At 44.2% G+C, this 12,635-nt stretch carries 12 protein-coding genes; 7 read left to right on the top strand and 5 right to left on the bottom strand.

Going from position 1 to position 12,635, the window contains the following annotated elements; genetic code table 11:
• Positions 1-50: 50 nt before the first annotated feature.
• Positions 51-1,418 carry an anaerobic C4-dicarboxylate transporter DcuC gene (gene dcuC / locus L3V33_RS01770; protein WP_065206214.1) on the top strand — a complete coding sequence of 456 codons (1,368 nt, stop codon included), beginning with the start codon at positions 51-53 and terminating at the stop codon, positions 1,416-1,418.
• Positions 1,419-1,651: 233 nt separating this feature from the next.
• Here dcuC and L3V33_RS01765 read toward each other — a convergent pair whose 3' ends face one another.
• Positions 1,652-2,284 carry a response regulator gene (locus L3V33_RS01765; protein ID WP_004731316.1) on the bottom strand — a complete coding sequence of 211 codons (633 nt, stop codon included), beginning with the start codon at positions 2,282-2,284 and terminating at the stop codon, positions 1,652-1,654.
• Positions 2,271-4,001 carry a nitrate/nitrite two-component system sensor histidine kinase NarQ gene (gene narQ, locus L3V33_RS01760; RefSeq protein ID WP_114635236.1) on the bottom strand — a complete coding sequence of 577 codons (1,731 nt, stop codon included), beginning with the start codon at positions 3,999-4,001 and terminating at the stop codon, positions 2,271-2,273. Before narQ ends, L3V33_RS01765 begins: the two co-directional genes overlap by 14 nt.
• A 253-nt stretch (positions 4,002-4,254) precedes the next feature.
• On the opposite strand from narQ, the gene napF reads away from it, so the two are divergent.
• The 6 genes from napF (at position 4,255) to L3V33_RS01730 (ending at position 8,896) form a co-directional block, all read left to right on the top strand.
• Positions 4,255-4,734, top strand: a complete 480-nt coding sequence (napF, locus tag L3V33_RS01755) for a ferredoxin-type protein NapF (protein ID WP_017078318.1) — start codon at positions 4,255-4,257, stop codon at positions 4,732-4,734.
• 23 nt (positions 4,735-4,757) lie between these two features.
• A complete protein-coding gene (locus tag L3V33_RS01750; RefSeq protein WP_004731320.1) occupies positions 4,758-5,063 on the top strand; it encodes a chaperone NapD in 306 nt (101 codons plus the stop codon).
• Positions 5,060-7,549 (top strand): periplasmic nitrate reductase subunit alpha, encoded by a 2,490-nt coding sequence (gene napA, locus L3V33_RS01745; protein WP_054545564.1) that lies wholly within the window; start codon positions 5,060-5,062, stop codon positions 7,547-7,549. The genes L3V33_RS01750 and napA overlap by 4 nt, the downstream gene beginning before the upstream one ends.
• A 125-nt stretch (positions 7,550-7,674) precedes the next feature.
• Positions 7,675-8,136: a nitrate reductase cytochrome c-type subunit gene (locus L3V33_RS01740; RefSeq protein ID WP_004731324.1), complete on the top strand. Its 462-nt coding sequence runs from the start codon at positions 7,675-7,677 to the stop codon at positions 8,134-8,136.
• Between the two features lie 29 nt (positions 8,137-8,165).
• Positions 8,166-8,747, top strand: a complete 582-nt coding sequence (locus tag L3V33_RS01735; protein ID WP_017105877.1) for a NapC/NirT family cytochrome c — start codon at positions 8,166-8,168, stop codon at positions 8,745-8,747.
• A gap of 11 nt (positions 8,748-8,758) precedes the next feature.
• The gene (locus L3V33_RS01730; RefSeq protein ID WP_004731329.1) at positions 8,759-8,896 is read left to right on the top strand and encodes a TIGR02808 family protein; all 138 of its coding nucleotides are present in this window, start codon (positions 8,759-8,761) and stop codon (positions 8,894-8,896) included.
• Between the two features lie 144 nt (positions 8,897-9,040).
• On the opposite strand, the gene phaC is transcribed toward L3V33_RS01730, so the two are convergent.
• The 3 genes from phaC to L3V33_RS01715 form a co-directional block, all read right to left on the bottom strand.
• On the bottom strand, positions 9,041-10,867 hold the full coding sequence (gene phaC, locus L3V33_RS01725; protein ID WP_237288828.1) for a class I poly(R)-hydroxyalkanoic acid synthase: 1,827 nt from the start codon (positions 10,865-10,867) through the stop codon (positions 9,041-9,043).
• Between the two features lie 75 nt (positions 10,868-10,942).
• Complete coding sequence (locus L3V33_RS01720) at positions 10,943-11,290, bottom strand: phasin family protein (protein ID WP_054545566.1); 348 nt, start codon at positions 11,288-11,290, stop codon at positions 10,943-10,945.
• 110 nt (positions 11,291-11,400) lie between these two features.
• Positions 11,401-12,612: an acetyl-CoA C-acetyltransferase gene (locus L3V33_RS01715; RefSeq protein ID WP_114635233.1), complete on the bottom strand. Its 1,212-nt coding sequence runs from the start codon at positions 12,610-12,612 to the stop codon at positions 11,401-11,403.
• Positions 12,613-12,635: the final 23 nt, after the last annotated feature.

Below are 12,635 nucleotides of genomic sequence, written 5' to 3'. Positions count from 1 at the left end.
TCATATTCTGAAACACTTTCTTATATTTTTTAAACTTTGTGGAGATTTCTATGTTAGAGCTCTTGATCGGATTAGTGATTACTATCGCTGTTGGTTACTTTATTGTGAAAGGCTATAAAGCGGCAGGCGTATTACTAACTGCTGGCCTTGCCCTACTTCTTATTACTGGTCTTATTGGTCACACAGTCTTACCAGCTAAGGTCGCTTCAACAGGTAACATGGTTACCGACTCACTAGAATTTGTTAAGTACATGCTTCAGTACCGTGGAGGCGGCCTAGGCATGCAAATCATGCTTCTTTGTGGCTTTGCTTCTTACATGACGCACATCGGCGCAAACAACGTGGTAGTGAAACAATTCTCTAAACCGCTTGCTGCTATCAAATCTCCATACGTACTTCTTGTCGCGGCTTACATCGTAGCGTGTCTAATGTCTCTAGCAGTAAGTTCTGCAACAGGCCTTGGTGTGTTGTTGATGGCTACCCTATTCCCAATGATGACGGCAATGGGTATTTCACGCCCGGCAGCGGTTGCAGTTTGTGCGTCACCTGCAGCAATCATTCTTTCACCAACCTCTGGTGATGTGGTTATTGCAGCTGAAAAATCAGGCATGTCTCTTGATGTATTTGCCGTTCAAACGGTACTACCTGTTTCTATCTGTGCAATCATCGTGATGGCTGCGGCCGCTTTCTTCTGGAACAAGTATCTGGATAAGAAAGAAAACACACCAATGGAAAAAGTAGACGTTTCAGACATTGAAACAACGGCTCCCGCTTTCTACGCTGCACTGCCATTCCTGCCTATCATCGGTGTATTCCTATTTAACGGCCGTACGATTCCAGGCCTTTCACTTGATATCTACACCATCGTCGTGGGTTCTATCTTCGTGGGTGCTCTCATCGATTACGTTGTGAAGAAGTTCGACGGTGAGAAAACATTAGAAGACCTAGATTCTTGCTACCAAGGTATGGCTGAAGCATTCAAAGGCGTGGTAATGCTGTTGGTTGCGGCGGGCGTATTTGCTCAAGGCCTAATGTCTATCGGTGCAATTGATAACCTAATCGGTCTTGCTGAGTCAGCTGGTGCTGGCGGCATCGCGTTAATGCTTATCCTAACAGGTCTAACGGTTGCAGCGGCTATCGCGACAGGTTCTGGTAACGCACCTTTCTATGCATTCGTAGAACTGGCTCCGTCACTGGCTGCGAAAATGGGCTTGAACCCAGCATTCCTAATCATCCCAATGCTTCAAGCATCGAACCTAGGTCGTACCATCTCGCCAGTCTCTGGTGTAATTGTCGCGACATCTGGTATGGGTAAGATCAGCCCATTTGAAGTAGTAAAACGTACTTCTGTCCCTGTAATCTGTGGTCTCATCACGGTTATCTTCGGTACGCTTGTTCTAGTACCAATGGCAGCTTAATTGTCAGTAAAACAGATATGATTATTTGGATATAAAATGCCCTAACAAAAAGGCGCTGAACTTAATAAGTTCAGCGCCTTTTTTAATGTCACGTGTTCAAAATCATTAGAGGCTATTTAGATGCTAAATTAGAAGTTATCGCAAGGAACTGTCGTTAAAATCTCACGCTTTTGCCCCTAACATTTGAAACTAACAGTACGGCTTGAAATAGTTTTATTTCAAAGGAACAAGCCCTACTTCATGTCACCATAGCGTTCTAGATACAGAACCGTTGCTGCAGTACGTGAAGGAACTTGTAGCTTTTTCAGCAAACTCTTCATATGTACCTTAACTGTCGATTCAGAAATGAACAGATGGTCTGCGATCTGTTTGTTGCGGTAACCTTTTGCAACTTCTTGAAGGATCTGCATTTCACGTTCGGTCAGTTGGTCGAAGATATCGTTGCGGCTCTCAGCATCATTTAAGTAGCGAGATACAACACTGCTGTAGGCTTTGTCGCCATGGTGAGCTTGTTTCAGTAATTCGATGAGTTCATCGGGTTCAGTGTCTTTAAGCAAGTAACCATCAGCGCCCGCTTTTACAATTGCTTCAATATCTGCTGGGCTGTCAGAAACCGTTAGAATAACGATGTTAGCGCTTGAGCCATCAGTACGAAGTGCCTTCAGCGTGTCAAGGCCAGACATGCCTTTCATATTAAGATCCAAAAGGATCAGGTCCGGTTCTTCTTCATGGGCAAGAGCGACCGCTTCAGTACCGTTACTTGCTTCTGCAATCACTTCGAATTCATCTTCAAAGCTCAGTAATTGGCTTATACCTCTGCGCATCAATGGATGATCATCAACCAGCATTACTTTACAAATCGTCAACTTTAACTTCCTTCAAACTTTTATATTTCAATATGACTGTACAGCCTTCACCTTGAGCCGCTTCAATCGTTAAGTCGCCATTCAGTCTTGCCGCACGCTCCTGCATAATGCTCATCCCGTAGTGGTTCATCTTCGAACTACTTGGGTCAAAGCCATCTCCATTATCTTTAATCACGACGAATACTTCACCTTCCTCATCGATACAACATACATCTATCAAGTCGGCATTGGCGTGTTTTATTGCGTTTATTGTTGCTTCACGAATCAATTGAAGCAAGTGAACCTGACTGTGCGCATCAAGCTCAATCGATGAAAGATTATTGGTTAGGTTAATCTTCGCTTCTGTTCTTTCGCTGAGTTCTTCAAGCATGGTGCTCAAAGCCTCTCCGAAGTTGCCCTCTTTTATCGTCAACCTAAAGGTTGTGAGCAACTCTCGTAACTGAGTATAAGCATCAGCCAAACCGTTACCGATCTCCGACGCTATTTGTTCCGACTGCTCTCGGTGTTGTTGCTCTGGCAGTTTGCCAATCACACGCTTCAGCAATGTCACTTGGATTTTCAAATACGACAGTGATTGAGCCAGTGAATCATGCAGTTCACGTGCAATTGTTGCACGCTCTTCCATAATAATAAGCTGCTCAGCTTTTTTTTGCGCACGATTATAATAGATAGCTCGCGATAAGAGTTGGATAAAACTCTCAATCAGCGTTCTGGTTGAATGGCCATGATGATATGAACAATATAAATAGCCCAAGATAAGCTCATTGTCATCCAGCTTCATTTCAAATTTTTCATAATCTAAGTTCGAATCGTACCCTTCATCCATAATCAGTGAACGACCTGAGTTGTCTACAATCTCTAGCCTTAGCGATTCGATGCCCTCTAAGCTCACGAGGTGTTGCAGGATAGCTCGGAAATTCTCTGGGGCGATACGTGTTACGGTCAGCTCTTGTGAAGAGTGATACAACGCCTGGAGTGATTGGTTAGCGTTTTGTAGCTCTATTGTCTTAGCATCCACAACGTCTTCAAGATTTCGATAGAGCGCACCCAAGTCTTTCGCCATTGAGTTAAATGTCTTGGTCAAAATACCCAGTTCGTTGTTATTGGTGACCTTCAACTCGACTGCAAAATCACTGTTTTTGATTCGCTGACTGGCGCCAACGAGTGCATGTAACGGCTTAACAACTTGTTTACGGACAAAGTGAACAACAAAAAGAGATATGACGAGAATTCCCCCTAAGCCAATACCACCAGCCCACGCCAACTTTATCAGCTTATCTTCAGAGAACTCTTGCAGCTTAAAAACGAAGCCATCGATTTCAGCAACGAAGTTTTCAACTAATACGAGATAGTGCTTTCGGTCTTCGCTGCTTAATACCTGTTTAAGTTCGTGCCAACGACCAATAATTAAATAGTAATCTTCGGTGATGTCTGTAGGAACTTCCCAACTGACCAAGTTGGCCATTGAAGGGGAATAAAGAGAACTTTCGAATTCACGAATATGAGAATCATAATCAGCTGATTCTATTTGAATATCATGCGCTAAACGATAGCTTTGCATACGCATTGAGCCAGCCACGTTAACCGCCTCTGCGTCGTTGAGACTTGACGCCAATGTGAAGATAGCAAAACCAGTAGTGGCAACCGAAAGGAGCAGTATGGACAGTAATGATTTAGCTATTGTACTCGTTACAGATGAAACTGGTTTAATAAGCAAAATCAAAATCCTGAAGGTATATAAGTGGCTGTCCGAAACCTATTGTCACACATCAAAAAACAGAGCTCCATTCAATATGTGACCAAACGCTTCGTAATTTATTGATCTAAGACAATATAGGATCCTATTTAGCCCTTAAGGGGTATTTATACAAATATTTCTAAAACTACACTACTTGTGAGGATAAATGACAAGATATTAACAAAACAATGATCTACAATTACAACATCTTAGCAACATTAGTAGGCATTTAGTGGTAGACCTATCGAGACGACGCCTATTTTCTAGGCGAAAAGTAGATTCAAGCCAGATTCGATTGCCTTGGATTAACAGCCTAGAAAGCTTTACAGATGACTGCACTCGTTGCGGTAAATGTATCGAAAATTGTGAGACTAAGATAATCATTGTAGGCGATGGTGGTTTTCCTACTGTCGACTATTCAAAAGACGAATGCACTTTTTGTTATCAATGTGCTGACGTTTGTCCTGAACCAATTTTTAAACCCAAGGAAGAAACACCTTGGCAAGCAAAAGCAAGTATCTCTGATAAGTGCTTAGCGCAACAAAATGTTGAATGCCGAAGCTGTGGTGACATGTGTGAACCTATGGCCATTCAATTTCAACTTAGAGCAGGCAGTGTTGCTCTACCAAAAATCGAGTTAGATGAGTGTAACGGTTGTGGAGCCTGCGTAGCAGTTTGCCCTACTTCAGCTATTCTTGTGAGTAATGCATAAAACAAAAATAACGAGAGCAATTTATGGCACTAAATGAAGTGCATATATCAAGTTTAGTCGTGCATGTGAGCCCAGAGCATCTAGACGAGATCAAAGCACAAATCGAGAAATTCGATAACGCAGAGATTTACGGCAGCAGCCCTGAAGGCAAAATCATAGTAGTCCTAGAAACCGAAAACCAAGGTTTTGTAACGGACACCATCGAAGAAATTAATAATATTACGAACGTTTTAGGCACAGCTTTGGTTTATCACCAAATCGAAACTGAGCTCGACGAAACGGATTTAGAAACTGGAAGCAACAATTCTCAACTTGAGGGTGAAGTATGAAAATGACAAGACGCGCGTTTGTGAAAGCAAACGCAGCTGCATCAGCGGCAGCCGTTGCAGGTGTAACTCTGCCAGCAACAGCAACCAACCTGATTGCTAGCTCTGATCAAACAAAAATCACGTGGGATAAAGCGCCTTGTCGTTTTTGTGGTACGGGCTGTTCGGTACTAGTTGGTACTCAAAACGGTAAAGTGGTTGCGACTCAAGGCGACCCAGAAGCACCTGTAAACAAAGGCCTTAACTGTATTAAAGGCTACTTCCTTTCAAAAATCATGTACGGTAAAGACCGTCTTGAACAGCCTCTTCTTCGTATGAAAGACGGCGAGTTCCACAAAGATGGTGATTTTACACCAGTATCTTGGGACCAAGCTTTCGACGTCATGGCTGAGAAATGGAAAGCCGCTCTTAAGAAAAACGGTCCAACAGGCGTTGGTATGTTCGGTTCAGGCCAGTGGACTGTAATGGAAGGCTACGCAGCCGTTAAGATGATGAAAGCGGGCTTCCGTTCAAACAACATCGATCCAAACGCTCGTCACTGTATGGCTTCTGCGGTAGGTGCATTCATGCGTACCTTCGGTATCGATGAGCCAATGGGTTGTTACGATGACTTTGAACACGCAGACGCATTCGTTCTGTGGGGTTCAAACATGGCAGAAATGCACCCAGTACTATGGACTCGTATTACAGACCGTCGTCTAAGCCACCCACACGTTAAAGTAAACGTACTGTCTACTTACTACCACCGTTCTTTTGAGCTTGCAGACACGGGTTACATCTTCGAACCTCAATCAGATCTAGCGATTGCTAACTTCATTGCTAACTACATCATTCAAAACGATGCCGTTAACTGGGATTTCGTGAACAAACACACGAACTTCAAACAAGCAACGACAGACATCGGTTATGGCCTTCGTGATGATGATCCTCTGCAACAAGCCGCTGCGAACCCTAACTCAGGCAAAATGACTGATATCAGCTTCGAGAACTACAAAGCTTCTGTTGCTGAATACACCGTTGAAAAAGCGTCTGAAATGTCAGGTGTATCTCAAGATGACCTTATCAAGCTGGCTAAGCAATACGCGGATCCAAACATCAAAGTAATGTCACTTTGGACTATGGGTATGAACCAACATACTCGTGGCGTTTGGATGAACAGCCTTGTGTACAACATCCACCTTCTAACAGGTAAGATTTCTACTCCAGGTAACAGCCCATTCTCACTAACTGGCCAACCATCTGCGTGTGGTACAGCTCGTGAAGTGGGTACGTTCTCTCACCGTCTACCAGCTGATATGGTGGTTGCTAACCCTAAACACCGTAAGATCGCAGAAGACATCTGGAAACTTCCAGAAGGCACTATCCCGGCTAAACCAGGTGCTCACGCTGTTGTTCAAGACCGTATGCTTAAAGACGGCAAGATCAATGCGTACTGGGTAATGTGTAACAACAACATGCAGGCTGGTCCAAACATCAACACTGAACGTCTGCCAGGTTACCGCAACCCAGACAACTTCATTGTATGTTCTGACCCGTACCCAACGGCCACAGCTCAAGCGGCTGACCTTATCCTTCCAACAGCAATGTGGATCGAAAAAGAAGGTGCTTACGGTAACGCTGAACGTCGTACACAAGCATGGTACCAACAAGTTAAAACGGTTGGTGACGCGAAGTCTGACCTATGGCAAATCATGGAGTTCTCTAAGCGCTTCACTATTGAAGAAGTTTGGGGCGAAGAACTTGTTGCGAAAATGCCTGAGTACCGTGGTAAAACCATGTACGACGTGCTTTACAAAAACGGCAACGTTGATGCATTCCCACTGTCTGAAGCTCAAGAGCTTAACGACGATGCACAAGCTCAAGGTTTCTACGTTCAAAAAGGTCTATTCGAAGAATACGCAGCCTTTGGTCGCGGCCACGGTCACGATTTAGCACCATACGATCGCTACCACCAAGTTCGTGGTCTACGTTGGCCTGTTGTTGACGGTAAAGAAACACTATGGCGCTTTAAAGAAGGTTCAGATCCATACGCTAAGAAAGGTTCTGATTGGGACTTCTACGGTAAGCCAGATGGTAAAGCGCTGATCATCAACGCTCCATACGAAGCGCCACCAGAAGTACCAAACGATGAATACGATATGTGGCTATGTACAGGTCGTGTTCTTGAGCACTGGCATACAGGTACTATGACTCGTCGTGTACCAGAACTTTACAAAGCAGTACCGGATGCACTTTGTTACATCCACCCTGCTGACGCTAAAGCTCGTGGCCTTCGCCGTGGTGATGAAGTTCTTATCGAAAACAAACGTGGTGAAGTACGCGTTCGTGTTGAAACTCGTGGTCGTAACCGTCCACCACAAGGCTTGGTATTCGTACCATTCTTTGATGCAAGAATTCTGATCAACAAGTTGATCTTGGATGCAACGGATCCTCTGTCTAAGCAGACGGATTACAAGAAGTGTCCAGTTAAGATCACTAAGGTTTCTTAAGCGCCAATTGCTTTTGGAACCTAGATACAAGATCTAACGTATTTAATATTGCGACTACTTTTTTCATCACTTTTTGAAAGAAGTAGTCCACTCAAAGAATTAGCCTTTAGGCGGAGAAATTAACCATGAAAAAACTGATTACTGCCCTACTATCAGCTGGTCTTTTGCTAGCTGGTGCAGTTCAAGCTCAAGCTGAGCTGGATAACCCAGGCGGCATTGGTGGCGTAGAATCTCTACGTGGTGCAAGTGAACTTGAAGCTACTCGTGCAGCAGATGACTTCAAAAAGTTCCCTCGTGACCAAGTACTCGAGAGTGACTACGTATACCAACCACCTCTAGTGCCTCATACTATTCGTAGCTATGAAGTTTCTCTTAACGCAAACAAGTGTCTTTCTTGCCACAGCTGGAAAAACGCAAAAGAAATGGGTGCGACTAAAGTGAGTGTAACTCACTACATGAACCGTGAAGATGCGGTACTTGCAGACGTATCACCTCGTCGTTATTTCTGTCTACAGTGTCACGTACCTCAAGCTAATGCTAAACCACTAGTTGAGAACGAGTTCAAACCTGTAGATTCACTGCGTTAATCGTAGCCAGACGGTAAGAGAGGCTATATATGATAAAATTACTTAAAGCGTTTTGGAAAAGACTCGCGACACCAAGTAAAGCAGCGGTAGGCGTTGTACTTTTCTTGGGATTCGCAGGCGGTCTTTTGTTCTGGGGTGCATTTAACACAGGTATGCAAGCAACCAACACAGAAGAGTTCTGTTCTGGTTGTCACGCTCCTATTGTTGCTGAAATCCAAGAAACAATTCACTACTCTAACCGCTCAGGCGTTCGTGCTATCTGTTCAGATTGTCACGTACCTCACGAGTGGACAGATAAAATTGTTCGTAAGGTTCAGGCATCTAAAGAGTTGTACGCGCACTTCATTGCAAAAACCATCGATACTGAAGAGAAGTTCAAAGCACGTCGTGCTCACCTTGCTGAACGCGAGTGGAAACGTATGAAAGGCAATGACTCACTTGAGTGTCGTAACTGTCACCAGTTCGATTACATGGACTTCTCAGAGCAGAGCCCTCGTAGTGCGAAACAACACTCAACTGCGCTAGCTTCTGGTGAAAAAACGTGTGTAGATTGCCACAAAGGTATCGCACATAAACTACCAGACATGCACGGCGTTGAAGGCTGGCAATAAGGAGCGATTGAATGAGTACTTTAGAAAGCGTAATTTGGCACATCCTAGGTTACAGTGCTATGCCAGTTATCATTCTTGGTGGCTTTGCAGGTGTTGCAGCCGTATCTCTTTGGCTTTTATCTATGACTAAAGACAAAGAAATCGATTAGAAATCGAAATTACGTCAACTTTTACCAGTTATTTTTGAAATGAGTTGATACTAGAAAGCCACTGAATTCAGTGGCTTTTTTATTGTCTGGCATTTCTTACTTCTACTGTTGAGGTATTTCTACTGTTAAGTAAGAGGCAAAACGTTAAGCTTGATTTTCCGAAGCTTCTGGATCGACGCTCTCTTTATCGACATCTTCCTTATCAACAATCGGCAGTACCTGTTTTACATAGTTACCCGGTGCTTTACCAATTACAGGGTGAAGCTCGGAACCTTGATTGAAAGGTTCGATTTTCTCGTCAGCTTCAAAGCCTTGTAACCATTGATCCCAGTGTGTCCACCATGAGCCTTCGTTGTGACTTGCGTTATTTAGCCATTCGTCAGCGGAATCGTCTAGGTTATCGTTCAACCAGTAGCCGTATTTCTTTTTCTCTGGATGGTTAACAATGCCGGCAATATGACCCGACTCACCCAGAACAAAAGTTTTGTTTCCACCAGTGTTCAATGCACCACGGTAAGTCCCTTGCCACAAAGCAATATGGTCTTCTTTGGCTGAGATAAAGTAGCTTGGAATTTTGATCTTATTCAAATCAATCCAAACACCGCCTACTTTTACGCCTTTGTCTTGAACCAGTTTGTTTTCAAGATAAAGCTCTCGCAGCAAGAAGTTATGGCATTTAGCCGCCACGTTAGTGCTATCACTGTTCCAGTACAGAAGATCAAACTCCATCGGGCTACTGCCTTTGAGGTAGTTATCGATGTAATAGTTCCAGTATAAGCTGTTCTCTCGAAGCAAACTGAACGTCACGCTCAACGAGCGACCATCCATATAACCTTTAGCGTCGTTCTGTTTCTCAATAGCGTCGATTATCGTCTCATTGATGTACGCCCCAACCTCACCTGGCTGCGAGAAATCTAATAACGTGGTAAAGAAGGTCGCCGTTTTTATGCGCTTCTTCATACGCTTAGCCGCATAGTAAGCCACTGTAGATGCGAGTACCGTACCGCCAATACAATAACCTGCGGCATTGATTTGCTCTTTGCCGGTGATGTCTTCAATAGCGGTGACCGCCTTAACGACACCTTCCGTGACGTAGTCTCCGAATTCTTGGTCTTTCTGTGCCACACCCGGATTGCGCCAAGACATCATAAATACGCTATGCCCTTGTTCAAGCAGCCAGCGCACCATCGAGTTCTTTTCTCGAAGGTCGAGAATGTAGTACTTATTGATAAACGGCGGAACGATCAACAATGGTGTCGCATTGACTTGTGGGGTCTTCGGGTGATACTGAATCAATTCAAACAAATCATTTTGGAAGACGACATCACCTTCTGTATTCGCAACATCCACACCCAATCGGAATGCATTATTGTTGGTCATACGGATCTTAAGGATGTCGGCACTCGCTTCCACGTCCGCTTGCAACTGCTCTAACCCATCAAGAAGGTTCTCGCCATTTCTCTCAAGAGTCAGCTTCATCAGCTCCGGGTTAGTCGCGATAAAATTACTTGGGGACATGGCATTGATAGCCTGACGTGAAAAGAACGCTACACGCTCTTTGGTTTTCTCGTCAATGCCTTCAATCGAGTTGATGGTATCGATATAGCTTTTACTAAACAGCAAGTAAGATTGCTTGATGAAGCTATAGAAAGGGTCGTTCTTCCATGCATCATCGATAAAACGCTTGTCACCACGATCTTCAGCGATAACGCTCTCGGTGTTACCCATCAGTGCAGCGTTTTGCCAGATTTGCAGTTGCTGTTCCCACCATTGGGATTGCAGTTGAAGTAGAACGGCTGGTTGGTTTGCGGCTTGCTCAAAAATTTTCGATGCATCATTAAAATTCAATTCTTGCATCGCTTTATTTAGGGGAGATTGCGCGGCTTCCTTGTTTTGTTCAAAATTTTCCCACCATTGCTGGTTCGTTTGTTGAAGCTTAACAAGGTAGTCCGAAAAGAAGTGTTGAAACATAACATGACTCCAATAATCGGAAAATCGCCACCAAGCGGCACAGGCCAACCTGTACCAACTTGAAGGCGACTAATTTTATGCAGGTGTAACTGTTTTCAAGTTTTCAGTTGTTAGTGTTTCAACATCTTCTTTGAACTCTTTTGCAGCAGCTTGCATTTTTGAGCTATCAGTCATCATCTGTTGAGACAATTGAGTGAGTGCCGTTAGTTGCTGGCCGTTAAAAGCGGTGAGGCTATTTACGTCTTTAATTTCACTGACTGCTTTCATTTGTGCAAGACCCATATCGGTATAAGTCTGCAACGCATTCATTTGAAGTTCAGTCATTGTTTGAACGTTCTTTGCAACCAACTTATTGAATTTCAAGTACGGTTCGAACTGCTTTTCAGTTTGGTCTGTGATTGTTTTGAAAATATCCGTGTACATAAGTAACTCCTGGTGAATACATAGTTAGTGAAGAAATAGCTTAATAAAGAAATAGTTAAAAAATAAATAGCTTAAAAAACCAATTTGGCTCGCCTACGGCACATCGAGTTCTAACCCTCGATACCTTTCAGCAAAACAGCGGTTCCCATTCCCCCGCCCACACAGAGTGAAGCAACACCATAATTGGTATGTTGCTCGATCATCTCGTGGATGAGTGAAACAATAATTCGGTTACCTGATGCCCCTAAAGGATGACCAAGTGCAATAGCGCCACCGTTGACATTAACTTTAGATTTGAACGCTTCAAGCGGCAGATCATGTTGTTCAGACAACTGGTACATTACGCCTAACGCCTGTGCAGCGAAGGCTTCATTCAGCTCAAATAGCTCAACTTCTTCTAAAGTTAAATCCGCTTTATCTAGCGCTTTAGATACTGCTTCTACTGGGCCCAATCCCATGATCTTTGGGTCTAAACCCGATTGTGCGTAGCTGCTCAGCTCTACCAGTGGAGTCAGGCCGTATTTCAAGACCGCAGATTCAGACGCTAAGATAATGGCACTTGCGCCATCATTGATGCCCGAAGCATTACCAGCGGTGACCGTTCCTTCTCGGTCGAAGGCTGGACGAAGCTTTTGTAGAGCTTCGAATGTCGCGTCTGACTTCGGATACTCATCGGTATCAAAAGTGACGGTTTGTCTGCGTTGCTTAACTTCTACAGGCACGATTTGCTCGTTGAACTTACCCGCTTCGATTGCAGCTACTGCTTTCTGTTGGCTTTCTAACGCGTAGTTATCTTGTGCGAGACGCGAAATATTCAAAGCGTTAGCAATGTTTTCAGCCGTCATGCCCATGTGGTAGTGATTGAACGCATCGGTTAACCCATCACCCACCAACAAGTCTTTCATCGAGATGTCACCCATCTTGTGTCCGTTGCGAATACTCGGTGGCACAATAAAAGGAATCTGAGACATCACCTCAACACCCGCCGCAATAACGACTTCAGCATCTTGTGCTTTGATGTGCGACGCTGCGTCCATCACCGATTTCATGCCGCTGCCGCAAATCATGTTCACACCGTATGCAGGTGTTTCCTCAGGTAACCCTGCATAGATGGAAGCCTGACGAGCAACCCCCATACCTTGACCTGCCGAAATCACATTACCAACGATCACTTCATCAATCGCATCCAACGAAAGATCTACGGACTCCAACGCACCTTTGATCGCAACGCCAGCCAACTCACCCGCAGATACGTTTTTTAGCGACCCGGTGAATGCACCAATAGGAGTACGTTTAGCCGCAACAATAAATACTTTTTCCATGATTCTATTCCCTTCAGTTTCGC

The organism is Vibrio sp. A2-1 (assembly GCF_021728355.1).
Taxonomy (GTDB): domain Bacteria; phylum Pseudomonadota; class Gammaproteobacteria; order Enterobacterales; family Vibrionaceae; genus Vibrio; species Vibrio splendidus_K.
Note: the sequence above shows the minus strand (reverse complement) of the source record. Positions and strands in the feature narration are given on the sequence as shown.

Excerpts from the sequence above, each read along its gene's own strand:
- L3V33_RS01740 (WP_004731324.1), top strand. The coding sequence starts at position 7,675 with ATGAAAAAACTGATTACTGCCCTACTATCAGCTGGTCTTTTGCTAGCT.
- dcuC (WP_065206214.1), top strand. The coding sequence starts at position 51 with ATGTTAGAGCTCTTGATCGGATTAGTGATTACTATCGCTGTTGGTTAC.
- napA (WP_054545564.1), top strand. The coding sequence starts at position 5,060 with ATGAAAATGACAAGACGCGCGTTTGTGAAAGCAAACGCAGCTGCATCA.
- L3V33_RS01730 (WP_004731329.1), top strand. The coding sequence starts at position 8,759 with ATGAGTACTTTAGAAAGCGTAATTTGGCACATCCTAGGTTACAGTGCT.
- phaC (WP_237288828.1), bottom strand. The coding sequence starts at position 10,867 with ATGTTTCAACACTTCTTTTCGGACTACCTTGTTAAGCTTCAACAAACG.
- L3V33_RS01715 (WP_114635233.1), bottom strand. The coding sequence starts at position 12,612 with ATGGAAAAAGTATTTATTGTTGCGGCTAAACGTACTCCTATTGGTGCA.
- L3V33_RS01750 (WP_004731320.1), top strand. The coding sequence starts at position 4,758 with ATGGCACTAAATGAAGTGCATATATCAAGTTTAGTCGTGCATGTGAGC.
- L3V33_RS01720 (WP_054545566.1), bottom strand. The coding sequence starts at position 11,290 with ATGTACACGGATATTTTCAAAACAATCACAGACCAAACTGAAAAGCAG.
- L3V33_RS01735 (WP_017105877.1), top strand. The coding sequence starts at position 8,166 with ATGATAAAATTACTTAAAGCGTTTTGGAAAAGACTCGCGACACCAAGT.